Below are 21,792 nucleotides of genomic sequence, written 5' to 3'. Positions count from 1 at the left end.
TTAGTAGTTTTGTTCTGTATTTTGCAAAAAATCTAAAATATTTATATGCTTTATTCCATCTTCGCTCAGATTCATTTCATCCATCGAAATTATAAACTTCTGAAAATTATCCTTAACTTTCTTTAATGGCGTTATCTCTCTCTTGAATGTATTTTCATCAAGTATCGTTGCTGACACTTGATAATATTCTCTTTCATTATTTCGTTCTGCTATAAAATCTATTTCCAAATCTCCAATTTTACCAATATACACAGTATATCCACGTCTAATTAATTCCAAATAAACTATATTTTCCAAAATATGCCCAATATCGCTATGTTTTTTATTTATAAGCAATTTTCTTAGTCCTATGTCAACTATGTAATATTTCTCCAGCGACTTTAAATGCTGTTTTCCTTTTATGTCATAACGTCCAGTTTTGTACAATATAAACGACGATTTCAAGGCTTCTATATAATTTTCAACAGTAGACGATGTAGTTTTTCTGCCATAAGAAACAAGTGTATCAGCTATTTTTTTAGGCGAAACAATATTTCCAATGTTTTCAAATAGAAATTTTACTACAGATTCAAGCAAAGTAATGTCCTGTACTTTATTTCTTGCAACTATATCTTTTAGCAAAACTGTGTTGTATATTCCCATTAAATAGTCTTTTCTTATATCATCATCATTTATTTGTGTCGCATAAGGAAATCCGCCATTTTCAAAATATTTATTCCAAGCCTGTCTCATATCCTGTGTTTCATCCAATTTAAGATATTCAGAAAAAGATAAGGGCAATATGGATATTTCAATATATCTGCCCGAAAGCAGTGTTGCCAATTCGCCTGATAACATCATCGCATTGGAGCCTGTTATATAAATATCTGTGTTATCCTTTATAAATAAAGAATCCACTGCCCTTTGAAAATTCTCAACTTCCTGAATTTCATCAATAAATATATAATTTTTTTTATTAGGCACAAGTCTTTCGTTTATATATTGATACAATAATTTATAATCTTTTAAATCTTCAAACTTTAAATCCTCAAAATTTATGGAAATTATCTGTTCTTCCAATACACCAGATTCTATTAAAAAATTTCTAAATTGAGATAGCAATGTAGATTTTCCGCACCGCCTAACGCCTGTGATAACCTTTATTATCTGCATATCTTTTATTTTTTTCAATTTTTTCAAGTATTCAGTTCTTTTAACCATAAAATCACCTCATACAAAGTATACCAAAAAAAAGAAAAATAATCAATTTTTTATTCTCAAATCAAAAAACTCCAAAATTTTGAAAACTTTTTATTTTCTAAAACAAAAACTTTCAAAAATTAAATACTTTTTATTTTAAAAATGAAAAATTTTAATATTTTGAAAAAGCCTGAAAACTAGAAATTTATAATTTTCAATCTTCTCAAAAAATTATTAAAAATCTGTTTTCAGACAAATTAATATTTTTTATTTCTCAAATCTTTTAGAAACTGAACGAGCATGTGCTGTAAGCCCTTCATTTTCAGCAAATTTAATTACTTTATCCTTAACTTCTTCAAGTCCTTGTTTTGAATAGTAAATAAACGAAGATTTTTTAACGAAATCGTCTACTGAGAGCGGAGAAGAGAATTTGGCAGTACCGCTTGTCGGCAATGTGTGATTTGGGCCTGCTAGATAATCTCCAATTGGTTCAGGCGTGTTGTGTCCCATAAATATTGATCCTGCATTTTTTATTCTTGGCAATAATTCAAATGGATTGTCTACTGCCAGTTCCAAATGTTCCGGTGCAACATAATCGCTTACAAAGACAGCATCATCCATATTGTCTACAATAACTATTCTTCCTTGAGTTTCAATCGATGCCCTTGCAATTTCCTCTCTTGGCAATTCCTTTAACTGCTTTTCCAATTCCTTAGTAACTTCATTTGCCAACTTTTCAGAAGTCGTAACTAATATGCAGGCTGCCAGTTTGTCGTGTTCCGCCTGTGACAATAAATCTGCCGCTGTATGAACTGGGTCTGCACTTTCATCAGCTATTATAAGCACTTCGCTTGGTCCTGCTATCATGTCAATCGAAACTTCCCCATAAACCATTTTTTTAGCCATTGCAACGTAAATATTTCCTGGCCCGCCAATTTTATATACTTTTGGAATAGTTTCCGTACCATAACTAAGGGCAGCTATTGACTGAGCTCCACCCACTTTAAAGATTCTGTCAACTCCAGAAATTTTTGCCGCAACAAGAATAGAGGATAAAATTGTTCCATCTGCAGTTGGAGGTGTTACCATTATAATTTCATCACATCCAGCAATTTTAGCTGGAACTGCATTCATAAGCACAGTCGAAGGGTAAGCCGCTGTTCCGCCAGGTACATAAAGTCCAACTTTTTCAATCGGATTAACTACTTGCCCCAAAATTACGCCATTTTCCTGTCTTATTAAAAAATCATTCCTAACTTGCTTTTCGTGAAATTTCTTGATGTTGTCGTGTGAATACTGAATAACTTCCATTAATTCCTTGTCAATTGTGTCAAAGGCTTTTTGAATTTCCTCCTGTGTAACTTCCAGATTTTCCAGTTTTACACCATCAAATTTTTCAGTATATTCTATCAAAGCCTTATCTCCTCTAGCTTTAACATCTTTCAGAATGCTTTCCACAGTTTCATTTACATCATCGTACGAAAACTGGCTTCTAGCAAGCTCCTTTTCCAAATCAACATTTTTTGAATACTTTATCGTCTTAATCATAACGCATCACTCCATTTCACTTTTTTATTATATTTAAAATATTTTTATCAATATTTTTATTTTACAAAATTTCTTTTATCTTGTTAACGATTTCCTTGATTTTTTTATTCTTAAATCTGTAACTTGACTTATTGGCAACAAATCTGGCACTTATATCTTCGATGTTTGTAAGAATCTTCAAATTATTTTCCTTCAAAGTTGTCCCAGTTTCAACTATATCCATTATCACATCCGAAAGTCCCAAAATCGGTGCTATTTCAATAGAACCATTTAATTTTATAAGCTCCACATCCCTATTAATTGAGTCAAAGTATTTTTTAGCCACATTAAGATACTTTGTTGCAACCACAAGAGGCCTGTCAAAATTTTCCTTAAAATCCATCGGTCCTGCAATCGAAAACCTGCATTTCCCAAATCCCAAGTCCATTAATTCATACACATCAGGATTTTCTTCAAGCAGTATATCCCTTCCTACAACTCCAATATCCGCACTTCCCTTTTCCACATAAACCCCTACATCCGACGGTTTCACCAAAAGAAATCTAATATTTTTTTCCTTATTCTCAAAAATCAATTTCCTGTTATCTTCCTTCATTTCCGAACTTTCATAACCTATTTGCTCAAATAAATTATACACTTTATTTCCTAATCTCCCTTTAGGAAGAGCTATATTTATCATACTATTCCTCCTTTTTCAATTCCCCGTTTTGAAAAATATATTTCTCATCAAAATTAAAAATTTCAAAATCACTTTCACCTAAATTCTCAATATTTTCCGTCCTTACTCTAAGCCCCTTTTTCTGAAAATCATTCACAATTTCCACCAATTTTTCAAAATCGCTGTTATCATAAGCAATCAAAACCTCAAAATCCTTTTTATCAGTATCCTTATAATACCCCTTCAATCCATCAGTCAAAATCGCAAATCCAACCGCTCCAGTATCAACCCCAAATTTTTCAAACAATTTGTCGTATCTGCCACCAGTTAAAATTACGTTTGGAAAGCCTTCGATATACCCTTGCAAAATAATTCCGTTGTAATAATTCAAATTTTTTACAACAGAAAAGTCAAATATAATTTTTGATTTCTTGTAAAATTTCATCAATAAACTGTTTAGCTGTTTAAGTTCAGATAATATTTTTTTCGTATTGACATTTATTTCATATTTTAAAAGTTCCTTTTCAATATTTTCCAAATTCCCCGACAATTCAGGAATTTTATAAATTAATTTTTTCACATTTTCTGAAATATGCTTGTTATTTTCCAGTGTTTTCTGTATATCGTGGCTATTTTTTCTATTTATGCAATCAAATATTTGCTCCTTTATCTCGTATTCTAAATCAAAATTTTCAAAAATCGAAGAAATAAACCCTGCATGCGACAAAACAATCATACTCTTTTTATTTATAATATTCAAACTTTTTACCGCAAGATTAATAATCTCAAAATCCAAAAACGTCGATTCTTTCCCAATTAATTCAATCCCCAGCTGTTCATCCTCTTCGTAACCAACATATTTTGTTAGATTGTAAGTATTTTCCTGATAATAAATTTTACTGTATTTCAAAGACTGATCTTTAGACACCTTTTTAGCAACCGACAACGTAATATCGGGCCTCAACGCTAACAATTTTCCATTCGGACTCATAACAGTCAATACATTTCTATCAATAAAATCCTTATTTTCATTATACAAATCATATTCCTCGAAACTCGGAAGAGAAATCTTTTTATATCCATACGAATCATATATTTTCCGTATATTTAGTAACACTAAATCTTTTTTACTCATATTTTTTATATAATTTTTCATAATTTACTTCACTTTCCACACCTGTTTTACTTTTATCTTATCATATAATCAAAATAATTGCAAAAAAAGGAAGTTTTCACACTCCCCTACTTCTTTTACAATAGATTCCCTCCTTTATTTGATACCATCTTTTTGAACTATGTGTATTATTTTTATTATATTTTCTCTGCTTTAATCTTACTATTCAAATTTGTTTTTCCTGTCTTAATATTATTTTAATACCCAAAATTAGGATTTTCAATTACCCATTTTCCATTCTTCTTGTTAGCCTCTAAAATTTCTTTTCTTCCGACATATTTTCCATTTTTCGTTATTTTAGCAAACTCTTCATCCATGATTTCCATTTGAATTTCACCCATTATTTTAAAATATTTTTTCATTGCTTTTTCATCTTTTTCTGAAATTGACTTTGTATATTCTTCCATTGTTTTTCCTGTTCTTTTCTTAAAGGCCACTTCAAGTTTTTTAGAGCTCTCCTCGGCTTTTTCTAGCATTTTATCAATACTGCCCATGCTTTTTATTTCATCCATATTAATAGGAAATCCCAATTTAACTTTTACATACGCTTTATTTTCAGAAATATAATTTATCTTTTCTATTTCAATTTTATAATATTTAAACATCATATCCATCATTTTAGAAATATACTCTTCTCCAAAAAAACCATTCATTAATTCTTTTAAGTCATTTCCCTCGTTTTTCCCTTGAACAGAAGCTCCATTCATCATTTTATTCATAATTCCAAACATTTCTTCTTTTGAATATATTTTACTAACTTCCTTTTCAATTTGAGAATTATAGCTCTGAACAACATTTTGAGATATTTTTGCAGATGGTTCTATTTCCACTTGATATTTTTCCTGTGTAAAAGTCGATAAACTTAGCAATACAAATAAACTTAAAATTATTTTTTTCATATTATTCACGTCTCCTTTTTTTCTGAATTTACCTTTATTATAGAAAACTCTATTTTTTTACTTCCTTATCATTATAAATAAATCATCTGAAGCTTCCTACAAAACTCTTTATTGTATAATTTGATTTGACAGATCTTATATATTATATTGTACCTCATTATTCCTGTTATTCCAAATATTTATAATATTTATTAAATTCACTATCAACTTCCCTTTTTTCCAATAAAAACCACTCCAATTCAGCCTCTTTTTGCCCTTCTCTCTCTTCATCCAAAACAAGTTTATACCGAAAATCAATATGAATATGCTCCCCTTCACTTTTCACAGGATTCTCAGGAATCTCAATCATATTCACATCTATCAATCCTATATTTTGCATATTTTCATCAATTTTTGCAAAAAAACCAGTTTCTTCTACAAATTCACGAATAGCAGTATCTATAGGCATTTCACCATTTTCTACATGTCCTGCTGGCAGTAAAATAGTTTTTAAATATGGATGTTTTATAAAATAACATTTATCATTCTTAAAAACTACAGCACTCGCTGATAAATGAACTTTTGACTTTCTATTCCTAAAATCCTCTATTTTCGTTTGTGATAATATTTCCGAAATTTTTTCTATTTTTATTTTCAATTCAGGCTCGTATTCTGCTAAATTTTGTAAATGTTTTTTCAAAAAATTTATATTTTCTATTTTCAAAATGTTCTCCTTTTGGATATTTTCTTTAATTTTATAGTAAAACCACTTTAAAACAAAACTCAAAGGCTATGACTATTTACTCAAACCCTAAGTTTGTATAATTTTTAATAGTTTAATTTTAAACGGGTTCGAGTATAAAATTAAATTTTATTATAAACTTCCAGCATATTCAAAATATCCCTAGTTTCCTTCACATCATGAACTCTCAAAATCCTTCCGCCATCTTGCACCATTAGACTCTCAAACATCAATGTTCCCATAAGTCTTTCTTCTAACGACAGTCCAAATATTTTTTCATTAAAACTTTTTCTTGAAATTGCAATCATTATTGGTAATCTCATATTACGTAAATATTTTATCGACTTAATTCTTTCCATATCTTCAGGCGTATTCATGCTATTATTTGAAGAATATCCAACTCCTGGATCTATCGAAATTTTTTCTCTTTCAATTCCAGTTTTTAAAATTGCTTTTACTCGCTTATCAAAATAATTTTCCAAATAATTTTTCAAGTTTGGAATTTCATCAAACCGTCCATTATTCATCACAACCAACGCAGGTTTATATTTTTCAACCAATTTCAATTTTCTTTCCGAAGTGAATCCATTAAAATCATTAATAATATCAATTCCCGTATCCAGTCCTTTTTCAATAACTTCCTCAGTATCACTGTCCAAAGCCAGCACAATATCTGGAAACTCCTTTTTCACAGCCTCAATATATTTTTCAATCCGATTCCATTCTTCTTCTGCCGAAATATCATCAAAATTAGGCTTAGACGATTTTCCTCCAAACTCAAATATTTTAGCCCCATTCCTAATATCTTCCTCAATCCGCTTCAAAACCTTATCTACACTCGAATTTCCCCCTCCATCATAAAATGAATCTGGCGTAATATTCAAAATTGAATAAATAACCGACTCAGTTGTCAAATCAAACTCAAACCTATTCCCCTTCCAAATCAGTCTATTTTCTTGTAAAATCTCTTCCAATTTTTCAATTCCATTTTCAAATTCAAAACTATTTTCCATTTTCAAAATCTCAACTAATTGTTTTAATTCTAAATATTTAAAAATAGATGTAATCCCTTCATTTTTATTAAATGAAAAAATATTCTTTTTTTCCAAAAAATTCTCAAATTTACGTAGTTCTTCTTTATTTCCATTAAATTCAATAACAATATTTTTTGAATCCCTATTCTTAATTTCATTGATTTTAATCATTTTTTTATTTCTTTCCCTTCTTAAATGATATATCTGTTTTTTCTATTTAAATCTTTATTCTGATTAAATTAAAAATACTTTTCAATAACTTTTTTTGCTTCCCCTAACAAATAAAATGATCCTACTACAAAAACACACTCATCTTCATTCTCCCTCAATTCCAATGCTTTCAAAAAAGCCTTCTCAATATTCTTTTCAGAAATTATAATATTTTTAGGATTTTCAATTTTTTTATCTTCAAAATATTTTTCCAAAATCTCTGAATTCAATTTTCTTTCTGCATTATTTGGCTCTGTAAGTATAAAATTATCTCCAGCTATTTTTAAAAGATTCACACATTTCTCGACTTCCTTATCCTTTAAAAATCCAACTACAAAAATTTTTTTTCTATTGTCAAAATTCTTTTTAACATAATCTACAAATGCCTCGACGCTATCCTCATTATGTGCCACATCCAAATACACATTTTTAATTTCTCGAACTTTTTCCATTCTTCCTTCAATTTGCAATGTTCCCAAAGCTCTATCCAATATTTTTTCTGTATTTTGTAGAATATTTTCATTACAAAATCTAAAATACCACATTAAAACTGTTGCTAGATTCTCCAGCTGTTGTTCACCTTTTAGCCCAAATCTAAAAAAATATTCATTATTTTTAAAATTTTTCCCAAAATCATAATTTCCAATTATTTCAGCTCTAACTTTATTTTGAAATTCTAAACTGTTTTTAGATTTTAAATCTTCTTTTTCATAAATATTTTGCCTATTCTCTTCTATATTTTTCACTTTTTCGATTTTTATATTTTTTTCAGCTAAAAAAATATCACAATTTTTATATTTTGCTTCTTTTTCCAAAATTTCATAAACTACATCTCTCTGATTTGGAGCAATTATAACATTGCTATATTTTCTTATAATTTTTGATTTTGTTTGGCAAATTTCCTCAATCGTATTCCCCAAAATATTTTTATGATCAATCCCAATCTTTGTAAAAATAGTATAATCAATTTTTGAAACTGCATTCGTTGCATCCAGCTCCCCTCCAAGCCCACATTCCAAAATCAAAACATTCACATTCTTATTTTTAAAATGTATCATCGCAATCAAAAACACCATCTCAAAATACGACAAATCATTTTCCAAATCTAAACCCAGCTCATTCAAAACCTGTCTTAACTTATTTTTACACTCTTCAAATTCCAATTCTGTAATTTCAACCCCATTAACCTTAATCAATTCATAAATTGTCGTTATTTGAGGACTCGTAAATAATCCAACTTTATATCCCGTTTCACACAAAATGCTATTAATCATATGGCAAGTTGAACCTTTCCCATTCGTCCCACTAACATGAATAACTTGAACATCGCTCGCTGGATTATTCATTTTGTCTAAAATTTCCGCAAGCAATTTTACTCTTTTCTTTTCCCCATATAATGATTCTTTCATCACTTTTTTCTCCTATTTTTAAATTTTTTTTCGTTTGTAAAAGTTTAAAAATTCCATTAAACACAGCATTCAGCATTTTTAAATTTTAATACTTTTATTTTATTTCTTTTATTAGATTATTTAATTCTATTATATCTTTTGCTAACATGTAAAAATAAATTTTTTTATATGTATTATCATATCCTCGTTTAGCTTCTCTTTCAGCTTGAATACGGTTATCTTCAGCTTCAATAGATAATAATTTTTCAAATTTCTTTTCTTCTTCTTTTTCTTCGTACGACAAAGTTCTATTTTTGTCAATATACTCAACAAATTCCTTCAATTCCATAATTTTTTCATCTATATTAGGAATTGATAAAACTTCTTTTTCAAATTTCTTAAATCCTTGAATATCAATTAACAGCGAAGCTTTAGAAAATACAATCCAAATAAATTCAGAAGAAATGCTATCAAAATTAGGCTCTGGAGCCATTGAAGGTGAATAATAATTTGCTTTCATTCTTTTATAGTACCCTAAAATATTAGAATTTTTTTCAATATTTTCTATTTTTTCTCTAATCTTTGATTTTTTTATTTTCATTAAATCTTTTTCATTAAAAAAATCTAATTTTTTTTCATTTATGCTAATATTAAAGTCTCTTAAAAGGAACTTATTATCAATATTATTAATTGTCTTACTAGCAAATGTATAATCACTGAGTAACCAAACCGGAATATTATTTTTATTAACTTCTATTGTTACATTACCTTTAAATTGAATCAGTTTGCTTCCAATTTCGTAATAGAAAAAATCTTCAACTGACTTAATATTTTCAATTTGCTTATCACTAAGTCTTCTAGTGATATTTCTTACATCTGTACTAAAACCAATTAAATAAATTAAGTTAAATAAAAGAAAAATATATTTTTTCATTAATATGCACCTCTATCTCTCAGTTCTCATTCCGTGTTGTTCTTATTTTATCCCTTCCAAAAACTCCTTCTTCCTATCCACATTCTCCTTAAATTCGCCACTATAAAAAGAAGTTCTAGTCACAGAACCAATTTTATTAACTCCTCTCATTTCAATGCACATGTGTCGTGCCTCAACCACAACAGCAACTCCCAATGGATTTAATATTTCTATCAATTTTTTTGCAACATTTACAGTAATTTCTTCCTGAACACTCAGTTTTCGTGAAACAAATTCCACAAGTCTTGGTATCTTGCTAAGTCCAATAACTTTATTCTCTCTCGGAATATATGCAACATGCACTTTTCCAAAAAATGGCAACATATGATGTTCACACATCGAAAAAAAGGGTATTTCCTTCACAAGCACCATTTCCTGCGAATCGCCTAAATCTACATCAAATAATTTATAATTTTCAAAATTATCTACACTTTTTGTACTCAGAATCTCGTCATACATTTTTGCAACTCTTTTAGGAGTCTCAATAAGCCCTTCTCTATCGACATCTTCCCCAATATTTATTAAAATTTCACGTACTGCGTTTTCAATATTTTTTAATCTCGTTTCTTTATCTATGTTTTTGTTTTTTTTCATTTTCTTAACCTTTCTTTTTATTTATATAACAAATGCTACTCTTCAATTCATCTTGGCAAATTTTATTCTCATATTTATATGCTCTTAAATAAGTTTAGTATATATTTATTATATGATTTTATCTTCGTAATTTATTATTTATAATAAATGATTACTAACTTAACATTATTCATCTTTAGTAAAGAAGATGAACTCCTTTATAAATAGTAGTTATTTAATTATATTTCTAAATTTACTCAATTACATTAATAATTGTTAAATGAGTTTTTACATTTTTTAGTTTGTCGCAATATATTGTTCTAAATAAAATAATAACTAACGTCCGATAATTTAATTTAAAGATTCAAAAAATATAAGAATTATGATAATTCTTTTTATTGTATTCAAATATTTTAATTTGATCTATTAATTTTATAATTATTGGTTTTTTCAAATTTTTTCAATTTTTTGATCCCCTGCTTTAACTAACTCATTTATTTTTTCTGCAATTTCTTCTTTGTCAAAATACTCTCCATCGTAAATTTCAATCAATGGAACTAATACAAATAATCTATTCAGCATTTCCTTATGTGGAACTATCAAATCAGGTTCGTTAATTTTTTTATCTGAAAAAATCAAAATATCAATGTCAATCGTTCTTGGTCCCCATCTAATTTCCCTTTTTCTATCCAGTTCAGCTTCAATTTTATTTATGATTTTTAAGATTTCTCTTGCTGAAAAATCAGTTTTAATCTTAATTACTGCATTTAAAAATAAATCTTGCTCTAAATATCCAACAGGAGTTGTTTCGTATAATCCTGATTTTTTCAATACTTCAATTCCTTCAGTTTTTTCAATTGCTTCAATAGCTTTTTGAATATATTCTTCTCTTTTTCCAATATTACTGCCCAAACTTAAATAAACTTTGTTTTTAGCCATTTTTTATTTTATCCCTTCTTGCTCCGCCTAATCTTTTATCTGAATTTCAACACTGTCAAAAATTCCATTAATCGGAACTGCTAATTTTCGTATATTTACTTGCACATATTCGATTTTTTCATTCATTTCTTTTATCTCTTTTATAATATCCAAAGCCAATGTTTCCAGCAAATCTACTCTGCTTGCTTTAACAATTTCCTCTATTTTTCTATAACAATCTCCATAACTCAATGTACTATTTATGTCATCATTTTTAATGATTTCCTTTGAAAGTGAAATGATTAAATCAATTTCAATATTTTGTCCAATTTTTTTTTCTTCTTCATAAACACCTATATATGAATGAAATTTCATGTTATTAATCTTTATTATATACAATTGAATCTACCTCATTTCTATTTAAAGTTTGTGTATATTTTAACATATAAAATCTTAAAAATAAATAGTGTTAATACTAAACTCCGCCTAAATAAGAAATTTATTACAAACTTATTTGACAGCGTATAAAACCTAGTATTTTTAATATATACTCGAATCCATTTAAAATTAAACTATTAAAAATTATATCAATACTAAACCCCATTTGAAAAAAGAAATGATTTCCTATTTCACTTTCTGACAAGGGGTCTTGACCCCTTGCTAAACGGAATTATAAAAACTACATTGTTTTGATAGGGAATAGTATAACTAAGGGTTTGAGTAAATAGTCATAACTTTTGAGTTCAGTAATTTTTGTTTTTTAAATTACAAAACATGATAAATTTTAATATTTCTAAATTTTTCTCAAAAAAAGAAGCAGAATCCTAAAAATTCTACTTCCAAGCATAACAATCTATTTAGATAAACTTACAAATTAAAAACGATTTCCGTCCTTATCTTCACAATAGACATGTCCATCATATCTTTCATAACATTGTACGCCTCTTTCTTCCCATCTTTTATTTACTCTGTTCCAATAACTTGGACTAAACAATTCACAGCCTGCTACACTTAGTCCCAACAAAATTACAGCCAGAATTCTAAATACATTTTTCATAGCATTCACTCCTTTGTATTATTTTATCCTTACTAAATTATATATTTGCTATAATTTTATCATAGTTACCGTTTTTTTTTTTTTTTTTTTTATTTATCTTATAATTTTATTATAAAGGGCGAATACCACATTTTTAAATTATAGTTTTTCTACTAAATCTTTCAAGTAATCTTTTACTTTATCTTTTAATTCTTCATGTCTTAATCCAAATTCGACATTTGCAACAAACATTCCAAATTTATCTCCAGTATCGTATCTTAATCCATCAAAATTATACGCATACAATTTTTCACCATCGTTCTTCATTGCCAAAATTGCATCTGTCAACTGAATTTCTCCACCTTTTCCAGGTTTTGTCCTTTTTAAATATGAAAAGATTTCAGGCTCCAACACATATCGCCCTAATGCAGCAAGATTACTCGGAGCTTCAGCAATTGATGGTTTTTCAATGAAATCTTCTACTGCCACTGTTTTCTCGTCAATTTGCTTTAATGGCTTTATTATCCCATATTTTGAAACATTTTCATGTGGAACTTCCTGTACTCCTAAAATTGTACCGCCTTGTAATTCATTATACTTATCTACAAGCTGTTTTGTAACGGGTTTCTGCCCCTTTTCACTATCTGTATAAATAATATCATCTCCTAAAAGTACAACAAATGGTTCATCTCCCACAAATGCTTCTGCACAGCTTATTGCGTGTCCTAAACCTAATGGTCTTTTTTGACGAACATAATAAATATTTGACATTTCAGAAATATTGTTTACTATTTTCAATAAATCTTTTTTTCCTTTTTCTTCTAATGTTTTTTCCAGTTCATAAGAATAATCAAAATGATTTTCTATTGATCCCTTATTTCTTCCAGTAATAATAAGAATTTCTTCAATTCCCGCAGATACAAGTTCTTCTACAAGATACTGTAGTGCAGGTTTGTCAACTATTACAAGCATTTCTTTAGGTTGCGCTTTTGTTGCTGGTAAAACTCTCGTCCCAAGTCCAGCAGCTGGAATAACAGCTTTTCTTATCCTTTTTATACTCATAATTTTTCCCTCCAAAATATTGATAAACATTATTTTCATTCTAGAAAAGACTAGAACATATTGCTTTTAGAATTGTGTTAAAATATGTGACCATCGTCAGAATATGTAACTTTTACTGCTAATGGCTGAAATAAATTTAATTTTTCAAAATAATCTTTTGCCTTCAGATTAGCCACCATCTGGTATTCTTTTGTCTTTAGGTCATATTCATATTTTCCAATTATAATAATACTTTTTTCATCTGGAAATTGTACATAGAAACGTACTATTTCTTTATCCGGCAATGGAGTTTTTCCAAGATTTTTTGTATCAATGTTTGTAAAGAAATCTTTGTAATCATTGAATTTTTTATAAAACTCTTTCTTAAAATCATCGTTTGTAGTTGTTGGAGCTACTTTTATGGCAACTCCTACATTCGCATTATAATCTTCATCTTCAATCGTATAATATGCCATTTTTACTTTGTCTCTATCACAAAAAATATCATTTGTACGCTTTTCAGATTGAATTTTTTTTATAACCCTGTCTAAAAATATATCAGGATTAGGTGCAAAACTGCATGTATCACTAAATCCTTGCATCCCAACTAAAAATATAAGTGAAAATATTAATTTTTTCATTTTATCTACATCCTTCCATTTATCAGTATGTTTAATTATACCATAATTTATTAAATAATTGTATTAATTTTTAAAAAATTCCTAGAACGTTTTCAACTATTCCTGTGCCAAAAGCTCTTTCTTTTTCTTATTAAATTCTTCCTGTGTTATTGTCCCTTCATCCAGTAATTTTTTAAATTTAATAATTTCATCTGCTGCAGATGGCTTTGAATATTTTTGTGATTTTTCAATTTCTTCTATTGAATCGTTTACAGCATTTACAAATGGAATAAGTGTCTTTTTTAATACATTTTTTACCCTAAACATGGAAGCGCCATCCCATATTTCTATCTCGCCTACAAACAGCCCTTTCCTATACTTTACAGCATTTACCTTGCTAAGTGGAATTTCAATCTGATTCACGCCAAAAAGCATTCCTTTATCCAAGAGAATAATTCTTTTACTCGTTGAAACAATAAGCCAAGTATGCCCTTCATACACCCCTGAAGTCGCATAGGTAATAATTTCATCATCGCCAATAATATTTGTCAGTTCTTTAACTTCTTTTTTTGTTCCCCAAATTGCCGCTCCACATTTTGACAGCATCAGCTTTATATCCTTTAAGCTTCTCATATTTATAATTCCTTTCTCAATCTATATTTTATCTAATTGTACTATGTTTTCATAAATTAATCAAAGGAATTTTAATTTTTTATAAAAATTTTACTTTTAATTCGTACCTTTTAAGCAACTAAATTTTATATAAAGACGAAAAAAAAATAATTTTTATATTTTTGTTGCATTTTAGGAACAAAAGTGTTATAATAAAAATATAGATATGGAGGAAATAATATGAATATTGGTAAAAGACTAAAGGAATTACGAAAAGAAAATGCCTTATCAATGGATTCCCTTGTCGAAAAGCTAAACAGAAAATATAATTTAAATATAACCAAGAGCATGATTTCACGCTGGGAAAATAATCTATCTGAGCCAAGCAGCAAATTTATTACAGCTTATGCAAAATTTTTTAATATTGACTTAAATTATCTGGCTGGTATTACAGACATAAAAAATCCAGCTCCAGAATCTTTAACTCCTATTGAAATACTGGAAATTCCAATGTACGGAAAAGCAAGCGCAGGAACAGGATACATCAATCTTTCAGAAGAAATAGGCACTTATCCTGTGCCGCAAAACATTTATAGAAAAGGAATTTTTGCAATTAAAGTTTCTGGAGAAAGTATGACTGGACTTGATAAAAGTATTCCTGATGGCTCGATTGCCATCGTTGACCCTGAGCTTTGCAGCAATCCAGCAAGTTTAAATGGAAAAGTATGTGTCTTTGAATACAATGACGAAACATATATAAAACAATTAATAATAGACAAGCAGGGAATTATAAGGCTGCGTTCATTCAATCCCAGCTATGACGACATCATAGTTTTAAATGCAGAATTATTATATTGTAAAGGCAGAGTTATCAGAACTTTTGTGGAAAATCAATGGTAAAAATGAAATGGAGGTATAAATATGTCTAATAAAAACAAAGAAGAAAAATTTGAGTATATTGAGATAAATGGAGTTAAAATTCCTATTTTATCTATTCTAGATTCTGAGACTGAAACAGTTTCATTTGTTGATGGAGCGGAAGAATATCTTGAAAATTTAAACAATAAAATAAAGGAGGATAAGAAAAATGACATTAGTTAAAGGCCCTATTTCTGCAGTTATAGATGAAAACGGCAATTTTGATTTTAAAAAGGATAAATTAGAATACCTTAAAGAAATAAAAAAATATAGCATTGATAAATTAAGTAAAGAAGCCCAAAAATATAACCTGTCTAATGATAAACGAGTAGCTTTACTAAATAAGTCAGAAACTTTTCAATATATCAAATGTCTAATTTCTGACAGTTTTGTGTATACCAATAATGGTATTATCAGCGATGAAGATAGAAAAAAACTTCTAATTTCTCTTAATAAAGTATTTTTTCATGCTTTAGATATAAGAAGAAAGAGAAAACAGGAAAAATTAAGTATAAAAGAAGCTTAACACTATTTCCTGTTTAAAAACGAAAATTAATTTTAATAAGCCGATGAAACTTCTATTTCTTTGCCTACGACTGTTTGACGAATAAAATTTTCAAAATTTTGTGCTATTTTCTAAATAAAAAAGTTGCAATTTTAAAAAAAATACATTATAATAAACGGTATAAAAATTTTGAAAGGAGAATTATTTTAATGTTTAAAGAATTCAAAGAATTTATCTCAAAAGGGAATGTAATGGATTTAGCAGTTGGAGTTATCATTGGTGCCGCTTTTGGGAAAATAGTAACTTCATTGGTTGACGATATAATTATGCCTATTATTGGAATTATTTTAGGAAAAATCGATTTTTCAAACTTAAAATTTGTTATTACGCCTGCTACTGCAACTACTCCAGAAGCCGCAGTAAAATATGGATTATTTATTCAAAATATAGTTAATTTTTTAATCATGGCATTTGTTATTTTCTTAATGGTAAAATTTATCAATAAACTAAGAAAAACTGATGCTGAAACTACAGAAGAAGTTGCTGAAGCTGTTCCAACAAAAGAAGAAATATTATTATCTGAAATTAGAGATATTTTAAAAAATAAGTAACAAAATTATAATCGGAAGTTATTCATATTAGATTTACTTCCGTTTTTTTATTTCTCAACTGTTATTTTTAGTAAGTTTTAAAAATTTTTTCTACTAAACTCCATTTAAAAGCAAAAACTGTATTTTATATAGCAGTTTTTCCCAACAAAAAATAAAAATCCAGTATTTCAAAACAATTAAATATAATTTTTTTGCTTTGAAAAGTGAAATTATCAGGATAAACCTTTACAGCAAGATAAGGATTTTCGGTAATGAGCAATCCCGCAAAAATAAAGAGAAATATAATAAAAGTAGTAAAAATCGTTATTAAACAAAAAATAATAGGGATTTCCTTAAATTACAGTAATCCCTATTTTTATTTCAATGAATTGTTATTTCACTATATCATTTGTTTCTTTGTCCAATTTATTTTGAGTCATCAATTAACCATTTTCCATTTTGTTTTACAAGTTTTAATGTTATCTCTGTTCCACCTTGATGACCTTTTCTACCATCAACAACAAAATCTTCTTCGTATTTATCTTTTAAATAAACTGTTTTAGACTTAGAATCATATTTTTTCAATTGAAATCCACTTTCTTCTCTTATATCTATTATTCCTGCTCCTAATAAGGCATCATAGTCATAATTAATATCGTCATTTTCTTTTAAAAATTTCTCATCAGCAGGAGATAATTTTCCTTCAAGTGATTTTTGACTTAATTCTATATATTTTTCTCTTCTTCGGTATTCTTTTCTGAATTTTTCTGTAATTGGAGCTTTTGCAAGCCATTTATCGAGCTCATCAGGATCTCTAATTTGTATATATTCATTCATAAAGTTTATTGCTGTATTTATCGCTTCTTTATCCTCACTACTTAATTTTGTGTTTGCCTGATTACTTTCTTTAACTGTTTTTTGAACTTTACCTACTTTTGATTTATTTCTTGTAACTGACATTCCTAAACTTGCTACGATTAACATAGCTATTCCTACTTTTTTTAACATTTTTATCACTCGCTTTCATTTTTTATTTTTTATATTTATTCATAATTTTTCAAACTATTGTTTAATTTTCCGGCACTATAAAGAGCAACATTTATAAATGTATGGTCTACTACTCTATATATTTCAATTATTTTTTTCGAATTATATAATAATAAAGCTCCTTTACGCTCTTTTATATTCATTTTTTCTTTAGAAATCTTACTTATATTTTTTTTATAAGCTTCAATTATTTTTGCATGTTCCTCATCTGTTGTTGCTGAATCAAAGATTGTCGAATACAGCTTATTTTCAGAAAAAGCAAAGCTATTAAATTGTCTTTTTACACCTAACGGATCCTCTACATTTGCATAATAATAAACAGCATAACTACCATTATCGTGTGAATTTGATAACGGTTCACTTTTCACAATATTTCTCAATTCTTTTGGAGAAATTTCAAAATTAATTTTATTCGTAACTCTTTCTCCAAATACTGTTGCTGATAATAATAACATCATAAATAATAACATTTTTTTCATAGTTAGTCTCCTTTATTTTTCTTAAATTATTTTATTTTTGATTCATCAATCAACCATTTTCCATTTTGTTTTACAAGTTTTAATACTATTTCTGTTCCACCTAAATAACCTTTTCTACCATCAATAACAAATTCTTCCTCATACTTATCTTTTAAATGAACTATTTTAAATTTAGAATTATATTCTTTCAGTAAAAATTCACTTTCCTGTACTAAATCTCCTATTCCTAATCCCAATAAAGGATCGTATTGATAATAGGAATATATATCATTGTTTTCTTTTAAAAATTTCTTTTCAGCAGGAGTTAATTTTTCTTTAGGTGATTCACTTGTTACTGCATACAATTCTTTTTCCTTTAAATCTATATATTTTTCTTTTCTAAAATATTCCTTTCTAAATTTTTCTGTAATTGGAGCTTTTGCAAACCATTTATCGAACTCATCAGGGTTTTTTAATTGTATATATTCATTTGCAAAGTTTATTGCTATATTTATTATTTCCTTATCTTCATTGCTTAAATTTTTATTTACCTGATTACTTTCTTTAAATGTCTTATGGAATTTAATTTGTTTTGATTCATTTGTTGCAGCTGCAATTCCTAAACTTGCTATAATTAACATTGCTATTCCTATTTTTTTTAGCATTTTTTATCCCTTGCTTTCATTTATATTTTTTTAAATATTAATTTTATAATTAACCCGCTGGATAATATTCCAATACATTCTTTATATTACCATTTTTATCAGTAATTACAACCTTTTTAGTTTTTTCATCAAACCCAAAGTACAATTTAGAATGTTTTTTCCCATTTTGACCAATATAGTTGTCTATATAATAAATTCCTTTTACAGCTGTTTTTCTTATTTTATAATATGAAACATAAGCTTCAGAATTTTCATCAAGACTTTCTTTAATGGTAAAACCATTTAAATTTTTGATATTATTAAAATCTGATACTAACGGAAGACCATTTTCAGGTTTTTCATCATAATATGATGATAGATAAAAGTCATTATTTTTAGCAGATTCTAATTTTCCTATTTTAAAGCTATATGTGTTATATACACCCTCTACATCATCTTTTTTATCCAACCAGCTAAAATTCATTATGCTGCTTTCCTGTCCGGGAACTTTATTTTCTTTTTCAATTTTCTCCCAGCTTTTTCCCGTTGTAGTAATTTTTGCTGCAAATGCCATTATACTTAATACAAGCAATCCTGTTAAAACTAATTTTTTCATGTTTTTCTCCTTTTCCTTTGATAAATCTATTTTAACAAATGAACCTTAAAATTAACTGAAAATTTTTAAAAAAATGAAATTACACTCAAACCCATTTAAAATTGAACTACTAAAAATTATATAAATTTAGGATTTAAGTAAAATAGCCACAGTTTTTGAGTTCTGTTTTAAAGAAGTTTTACTATACAATAAAAAAATTGTAAATGAAGAAAATTTCAAATACAGTTTTTTTATTACTCCTAAGTTTGTTTATGATAATTTAGTGTTTTTATTATGATTTATAGCACTAATACATAATTGGTAACGGAGTGTATTCTCTTACACTACTATCTTTTTTCTCTGTCAGTTCCTTAAGTCTTTCAAAATCATATCTGTAAATAGTATCTTTTATATCCGTTATATTTATTTTACTTAAAGTTTTTGACGCTTCTTCAAATTTTCCTAAACGACGCTCAGCTTCAGCTTTTAAAATTATAGATAGATTATATTGATTTTTTTCAATACTATCCTTAGAATTTTTAGAAATCATTTTTACTAATTTGTCAGCATAGCTTAGTGCTTTTTTCAAATTATCTTCCGTCGCTAATTTTTTTTCATCATAGACATCACCAATACTTCCTATAGGCTCGTCTAAATAATATGACACAATCAAACTCCAGTATTCTGATGGCGCTTTAGAAAATACTTCGTCAATTGCCTTTTCATTTCCTAAAGATTTGTATAAATCTACCAGTCTGAAAAGTTCTTTCTCTGAATAATGTCCTTTATTTTTCTTAATTACTGCCTGTAAATAATACAACGCTTTTTCTCTAAATTCTTTTTCTGTTTTTTTATCAATACTTTCCTTATTAAAATCCATATAGTCATAACCATAATAGTTTATTTGAGATTTTTCTATATCAGAGAGAGTGTAGTAAAAATTTGCTATTCTTTCCAAATGAACGTTCTTATCCTGTTTTTCCACTAAGGCATTTGCTTTATCAAATTCTTTGTTACTAATATATAAATAAGCTAGCTTCCAAGGAAATTCGCTTTTATTTTCCATAGGCAAAGATTTTTCAAGATAACTTATACCTTTTGTCAAACTTTCCTTTAAAATATCAATATTTTCAGAATTCCAATTAATTTGCGCTCTATACGCTTTGTAATATGTTTCGCCTATTTCCTTATCTGAAAATCCTCCTGCCATTTCGTAAAATCTTCCTAAATAATATTCTTTAGGCGAAGTTTTGGGAACAGCCTTGTATTCTTTTGAGTTTATTATTTTTTCATATTTTTTCAACTCTTCTTTTGTAAATTCATTCTTAAACATTACAAATTTATTAGTTGGGCATTGTGGTGAATAATCAATGCTTCTAAACTTCTCCTTTCCTATTGGACAAGTATAATCCATTTCTATTGCTGGTACAGAAAATACATTTGTAACACAGAGCATTAATCCTGCCACAACCATTGCTGATAATTTTCTTGATTTCTTTTCCATAATAATTACCCACTTTCTTATCATAAAATCTTCCTTAAATATTATGATATGTTTAAATTTAAAAAGATTCAAGTATATATTAGCAAATTAACCTTAAATTTAACTGAAAGTTTTTAGAAGAAATAAACTTTTTTTGATTTTATTTTTTTAATTTCCAGCTTAAAACCTCGCCTGTTGATAAATTAACTCTAAAGTAATATTCTGTATAATTTGCTTTTATTATTCCTTTATAAACTGATTTTTCAACATCTACAAGAATAATTTCTTCAAATGAAGCATTTTCAAGGTTTTCAGAAACTTTTCGTTTCAGTTTCCCTAAAATCATCTCTTCCACATTTTTTTCTTTCTCAACATGCTTAGCAGAACCTTCCTCACTGTATCTTCTCTTGCTGTATTCCAACTTGTTCTCCATATCGGCATATTCATCAGGCTCAGACTTTTGTTCTATTGGTGATGGTGCTGGCGGCACTGCTATTGGCGCCTCTTTCGGTGGCAATGTTATAGCGCTTCCTATGTTCCAACGAGAATCAGATACAAGTCTTTCACTAGAACTATATGTGATTACTTTTCCTGTATTTGCATCAACATTATATCTATATCTTTTATTTTTATAATAAAATTCAATTGCATAAATATATTTCTTATTTTCTTTTTCCAAAATAAGCTTTGTCAATTTTACATTATTTGAATGCACTTTAGAATGTTCGAAAACAATTTTTTTGGCTTTTTCCAAATTTATTTTCACTCTATTGTTTCTTATTGTTACAGTCGTTATTTCTGAAGAATATAAATTTATGCCAGATACAGCAGGAATCATCGTTAAAATTAGAAACGGCTTTACTTTTTTCTTTAATGTTTTCATTTTTTTCCTTTCTATAAATAAATCTTTATTACACTCTAACCCATTTAAAATTAAACTATTAAAAACTATATAAACAAAGGGTTTT

26 protein-coding genes are annotated in these 21,792 nt (G+C 27.7%); 4 read left to right on the top strand and 22 right to left on the bottom strand.

Features of this window, described 5'->3' with window-relative positions; translation table 11 throughout:
• The 16 genes from FVE77_RS06370 to FVE77_RS06295 form a co-directional block, all read right to left on the bottom strand.
• Entirely contained in the window at positions 1-1,200 is a 1,200-nt protein-coding gene (locus FVE77_RS06370) for an ATP-binding protein (protein WP_026746297.1), read from the bottom strand.
• Between the two features lie 246 nt (positions 1,201-1,446).
• Positions 1,447-2,727 (bottom strand): histidinol dehydrogenase, encoded by a 1,281-nt coding sequence (gene hisD / locus FVE77_RS06365; protein ID WP_026746298.1) that lies wholly within the window; start codon positions 2,725-2,727, stop codon positions 1,447-1,449.
• Between the two features lie 61 nt (positions 2,728-2,788).
• Positions 2,789-3,406 carry an ATP phosphoribosyltransferase gene (gene hisG, locus FVE77_RS06360; protein ID WP_026746299.1) on the bottom strand — a complete coding sequence of 206 codons (618 nt, stop codon included), beginning with the start codon at positions 3,404-3,406 and terminating at the stop codon, positions 2,789-2,791.
• A gap of 1 nt (position 3,407) precedes the next feature.
• The gene (locus FVE77_RS06355) at positions 3,408-4,541 is read right to left on the bottom strand and encodes an ATP phosphoribosyltransferase regulatory subunit (protein ID WP_026746300.1); all 1,134 of its coding nucleotides are present in this window, start codon (positions 4,539-4,541) and stop codon (positions 3,408-3,410) included.
• Positions 4,542-4,756: 215 nt separating this feature from the next.
• A complete protein-coding gene (locus FVE77_RS06350) occupies positions 4,757-5,458 on the bottom strand; it encodes a hypothetical protein (RefSeq protein WP_026746301.1) in 702 nt (233 codons plus the stop codon).
• A gap of 166 nt (positions 5,459-5,624) precedes the next feature.
• On the bottom strand, positions 5,625-6,161 hold the full coding sequence (locus FVE77_RS06345) for an NUDIX domain-containing protein (RefSeq protein ID WP_026746302.1): 537 nt from the start codon (positions 6,159-6,161) through the stop codon (positions 5,625-5,627).
• A gap of 140 nt (positions 6,162-6,301) precedes the next feature.
• Positions 6,302-7,384 carry a dihydropteroate synthase gene (folP, locus tag FVE77_RS06340; protein ID WP_051254493.1) on the bottom strand — a complete coding sequence of 361 codons (1,083 nt, stop codon included), beginning with the start codon at positions 7,382-7,384 and terminating at the stop codon, positions 6,302-6,304.
• A 68-nt stretch (positions 7,385-7,452) separates the two neighbouring features.
• On the bottom strand, positions 7,453-8,832 hold the full coding sequence (locus FVE77_RS06335; RefSeq protein ID WP_026746304.1) for a bifunctional folylpolyglutamate synthase/dihydrofolate synthase: 1,380 nt from the start codon (positions 8,830-8,832) through the stop codon (positions 7,453-7,455).
• A 94-nt stretch (positions 8,833-8,926) separates the two neighbouring features.
• Entirely contained in the window at positions 8,927-9,745 is an 819-nt protein-coding gene (locus tag FVE77_RS06330) for a hypothetical protein (RefSeq protein ID WP_026746305.1), read from the bottom strand.
• A 42-nt stretch (positions 9,746-9,787) separates the two neighbouring features.
• Positions 9,788-10,378: a GTP cyclohydrolase I FolE gene (gene folE, locus FVE77_RS06325; RefSeq protein ID WP_026746306.1), complete on the bottom strand. Its 591-nt coding sequence runs from the start codon at positions 10,376-10,378 to the stop codon at positions 9,788-9,790.
• A 429-nt stretch (positions 10,379-10,807) separates the two neighbouring features.
• Complete coding sequence (gene folK / locus FVE77_RS06320) at positions 10,808-11,296, bottom strand: 2-amino-4-hydroxy-6-hydroxymethyldihydropteridine diphosphokinase (RefSeq protein ID WP_026746307.1); 489 nt, start codon at positions 11,294-11,296, stop codon at positions 10,808-10,810.
• 27 nt (positions 11,297-11,323) lie between these two features.
• On the bottom strand, positions 11,324-11,674 hold the full coding sequence (folB, locus tag FVE77_RS06315; RefSeq protein ID WP_026746308.1) for a dihydroneopterin aldolase: 351 nt from the start codon (positions 11,672-11,674) through the stop codon (positions 11,324-11,326).
• 475 nt (positions 11,675-12,149) lie between these two features.
• Positions 12,150-12,332, bottom strand: coding sequence for a lipoprotein (locus FVE77_RS06310; RefSeq protein ID WP_026746309.1), 183 nt, complete (start codon positions 12,330-12,332; stop codon positions 12,150-12,152).
• A gap of 138 nt (positions 12,333-12,470) precedes the next feature.
• On the bottom strand, positions 12,471-13,373 hold the full coding sequence (gene galU / locus FVE77_RS06305) for a UTP--glucose-1-phosphate uridylyltransferase GalU (protein WP_026746310.1): 903 nt from the start codon (positions 13,371-13,373) through the stop codon (positions 12,471-12,473).
• 77 nt (positions 13,374-13,450) lie between these two features.
• On the bottom strand, positions 13,451-13,993 hold the full coding sequence (locus tag FVE77_RS06300) for a hypothetical protein (RefSeq protein WP_026746311.1): 543 nt from the start codon (positions 13,991-13,993) through the stop codon (positions 13,451-13,453).
• 96 nt (positions 13,994-14,089) lie between these two features.
• Positions 14,090-14,605 (bottom strand): PH domain-containing protein, encoded by a 516-nt coding sequence (locus tag FVE77_RS06295; RefSeq protein WP_026746312.1) that lies wholly within the window; start codon positions 14,603-14,605, stop codon positions 14,090-14,092.
• Positions 14,606-14,824: 219 nt separating this feature from the next.
• Here FVE77_RS06295 and FVE77_RS06290 point away from each other — a divergent pair, with 219 nt between their 5' ends.
• The 4 genes from FVE77_RS06290 to mscL all read left to right on the top strand — a co-directional run bounded on the left by FVE77_RS06290 (position 14,825) and on the right by mscL (position 16,618).
• Positions 14,825-15,484 carry an XRE family transcriptional regulator gene (locus FVE77_RS06290; protein ID WP_051254494.1) on the top strand — a complete coding sequence of 220 codons (660 nt, stop codon included), beginning with the start codon at positions 14,825-14,827 and terminating at the stop codon, positions 15,482-15,484.
• A gap of 21 nt (positions 15,485-15,505) precedes the next feature.
• Positions 15,506-15,685, top strand: coding sequence for a hypothetical protein (locus FVE77_RS06285; RefSeq protein WP_026746313.1), 180 nt, complete (start codon positions 15,506-15,508; stop codon positions 15,683-15,685).
• The gene (locus FVE77_RS06280; protein WP_026746314.1) at positions 15,672-16,028 is read left to right on the top strand and encodes a hypothetical protein; all 357 of its coding nucleotides are present in this window, start codon (positions 15,672-15,674) and stop codon (positions 16,026-16,028) included. The genes FVE77_RS06285 and FVE77_RS06280 overlap by 14 nt, the downstream gene beginning before the upstream one ends.
• Positions 16,029-16,216: 188 nt before the next feature.
• Positions 16,217-16,618: a large-conductance mechanosensitive channel protein MscL gene (mscL, locus tag FVE77_RS06275; RefSeq protein ID WP_026746315.1), complete on the top strand. Its 402-nt coding sequence runs from the start codon at positions 16,217-16,219 to the stop codon at positions 16,616-16,618.
• Between the two features lie 405 nt (positions 16,619-17,023).
• Here mscL and FVE77_RS06270 read toward each other — a convergent pair whose 3' ends face one another.
• The 6 genes from FVE77_RS06270 to FVE77_RS06245 all read right to left on the bottom strand — a co-directional run bounded on the left by FVE77_RS06270 (position 17,024) and on the right by FVE77_RS06245 (position 21,707).
• A complete protein-coding gene (locus FVE77_RS06270) occupies positions 17,024-17,605 on the bottom strand; it encodes a hypothetical protein (RefSeq protein ID WP_026746316.1) in 582 nt (193 codons plus the stop codon).
• 35 nt (positions 17,606-17,640) lie between these two features.
• The gene (locus FVE77_RS06265; RefSeq protein WP_026746317.1) at positions 17,641-18,123 is read right to left on the bottom strand and encodes a hypothetical protein; all 483 of its coding nucleotides are present in this window, start codon (positions 18,121-18,123) and stop codon (positions 17,641-17,643) included.
• Positions 18,124-18,149: 26 nt separating this feature from the next.
• Positions 18,150-18,767 carry a hypothetical protein gene (locus tag FVE77_RS06260; RefSeq protein ID WP_026746318.1) on the bottom strand — a complete coding sequence of 206 codons (618 nt, stop codon included), beginning with the start codon at positions 18,765-18,767 and terminating at the stop codon, positions 18,150-18,152.
• A gap of 49 nt (positions 18,768-18,816) precedes the next feature.
• Complete coding sequence (locus tag FVE77_RS06255; RefSeq protein ID WP_026746319.1) at positions 18,817-19,362, bottom strand: hypothetical protein; 546 nt, start codon at positions 19,360-19,362, stop codon at positions 18,817-18,819.
• 286 nt (positions 19,363-19,648) lie between these two features.
• On the bottom strand, positions 19,649-20,869 hold the full coding sequence (locus FVE77_RS06250) for a hypothetical protein (RefSeq protein ID WP_026746320.1): 1,221 nt from the start codon (positions 20,867-20,869) through the stop codon (positions 19,649-19,651).
• A gap of 115 nt (positions 20,870-20,984) precedes the next feature.
• Positions 20,985-21,707 carry a PepSY domain-containing protein gene (locus FVE77_RS06245; RefSeq protein ID WP_026746321.1) on the bottom strand — a complete coding sequence of 241 codons (723 nt, stop codon included), beginning with the start codon at positions 21,705-21,707 and terminating at the stop codon, positions 20,985-20,987.
• Positions 21,708-21,792 lie beyond the last annotated feature (85 nt).

The sequence above is a fragment of the Leptotrichia hofstadii genome (assembly GCF_007990525.1).
GTDB classification, from domain to species: Bacteria; Fusobacteriota; Fusobacteriia; order Fusobacteriales; family Leptotrichiaceae; genus Leptotrichia; species Leptotrichia hofstadii.
The sequence above is the reverse complement of the archived record's forward strand: the minus strand, read 5'-3'. Positions and strand labels throughout refer to the sequence as shown.

What these genes read in the sequence shown, in the direction of transcription:
- FVE77_RS06255 (WP_026746319.1), bottom strand. Translation starts at nt 19,362, where the DNA reads ATGAAAAAATTAGTTTTAACAGGATTGCTTGTATTAAGTATAATGGCA.
- FVE77_RS06290 (WP_051254494.1), top strand. Translation starts at nt 14,825, where the DNA reads ATGAATATTGGTAAAAGACTAAAGGAATTACGAAAAGAAAATGCCTTA.
- mscL (WP_026746315.1), top strand. Translation starts at nt 16,217, where the DNA reads ATGTTTAAAGAATTCAAAGAATTTATCTCAAAAGGGAATGTAATGGAT.
- FVE77_RS06300 (WP_026746311.1), bottom strand. Translation starts at nt 13,993, where the DNA reads ATGAAAAAATTAATATTTTCACTTATATTTTTAGTTGGGATGCAAGGA.
- FVE77_RS06330 (WP_026746305.1), bottom strand. Translation starts at nt 9,745, where the DNA reads ATGAAAAAATATATTTTTCTTTTATTTAACTTAATTTATTTAATTGGT.
- FVE77_RS06295 (WP_026746312.1), bottom strand. Translation starts at nt 14,605, where the DNA reads ATGAGAAGCTTAAAGGATATAAAGCTGATGCTGTCAAAATGTGGAGCG.
- galU (WP_026746310.1), bottom strand. Translation starts at nt 13,373, where the DNA reads ATGAGTATAAAAAGGATAAGAAAAGCTGTTATTCCAGCTGCTGGACTT.
- FVE77_RS06280 (WP_026746314.1), top strand. Translation starts at nt 15,672, where the DNA reads ATGACATTAGTTAAAGGCCCTATTTCTGCAGTTATAGATGAAAACGGC.
- FVE77_RS06335 (WP_026746304.1), bottom strand. Translation starts at nt 8,832, where the DNA reads ATGAAAGAATCATTATATGGGGAAAAGAAAAGAGTAAAATTGCTTGCG.
- FVE77_RS06265 (WP_026746317.1), bottom strand. Translation starts at nt 18,123, where the DNA reads ATGAAAAAAATGTTATTATTTATGATGTTATTATTATCAGCAACAGTA.
- FVE77_RS06250 (WP_026746320.1), bottom strand. Translation starts at nt 20,869, where the DNA reads ATGATAAGAAAGTGGGTAATTATTATGGAAAAGAAATCAAGAAAATTA.
- FVE77_RS06370 (WP_026746297.1), bottom strand. Translation starts at nt 1,200, where the DNA reads ATGGTTAAAAGAACTGAATACTTGAAAAAATTGAAAAAAATAAAAGAT.
- FVE77_RS06350 (WP_026746301.1), bottom strand. Translation starts at nt 5,458, where the DNA reads ATGAAAAAAATAATTTTAAGTTTATTTGTATTGCTAAGTTTATCGACT.
- FVE77_RS06260 (WP_026746318.1), bottom strand. Translation starts at nt 18,767, where the DNA reads ATGCTAAAAAAAATAGGAATAGCAATGTTAATTATAGCAAGTTTAGGA.
- FVE77_RS06355 (WP_026746300.1), bottom strand. Translation starts at nt 4,541, where the DNA reads ATGAAAAATTATATAAAAAATATGAGTAAAAAAGATTTAGTGTTACTA.
- folE (WP_026746306.1), bottom strand. Translation starts at nt 10,378, where the DNA reads ATGAAAAAAAACAAAAACATAGATAAAGAAACGAGATTAAAAAATATT.
- hisG (WP_026746299.1), bottom strand. Translation starts at nt 3,406, where the DNA reads ATGATAAATATAGCTCTTCCTAAAGGGAGATTAGGAAATAAAGTGTAT.
- FVE77_RS06310 (WP_026746309.1), bottom strand. Translation starts at nt 12,332, where the DNA reads ATGAAAAATGTATTTAGAATTCTGGCTGTAATTTTGTTGGGACTAAGT.
- folP (WP_051254493.1), bottom strand. Translation starts at nt 7,384, where the DNA reads ATGATTAAAATCAATGAAATTAAGAATAGGGATTCAAAAAATATTGTT.
- hisD (WP_026746298.1), bottom strand. Translation starts at nt 2,727, where the DNA reads ATGATTAAGACGATAAAGTATTCAAAAAATGTTGATTTGGAAAAGGAG.
- folK (WP_026746307.1), bottom strand. Translation starts at nt 11,296, where the DNA reads ATGGCTAAAAACAAAGTTTATTTAAGTTTGGGCAGTAATATTGGAAAA.
- FVE77_RS06270 (WP_026746316.1), bottom strand. Translation starts at nt 17,605, where the DNA reads ATGTTAAAAAAAGTAGGAATAGCTATGTTAATCGTAGCAAGTTTAGGA.
- FVE77_RS06245 (WP_026746321.1), bottom strand. Translation starts at nt 21,707, where the DNA reads ATGAAAACATTAAAGAAAAAAGTAAAGCCGTTTCTAATTTTAACGATG.
- FVE77_RS06285 (WP_026746313.1), top strand. Translation starts at nt 15,506, where the DNA reads ATGTCTAATAAAAACAAAGAAGAAAAATTTGAGTATATTGAGATAAAT.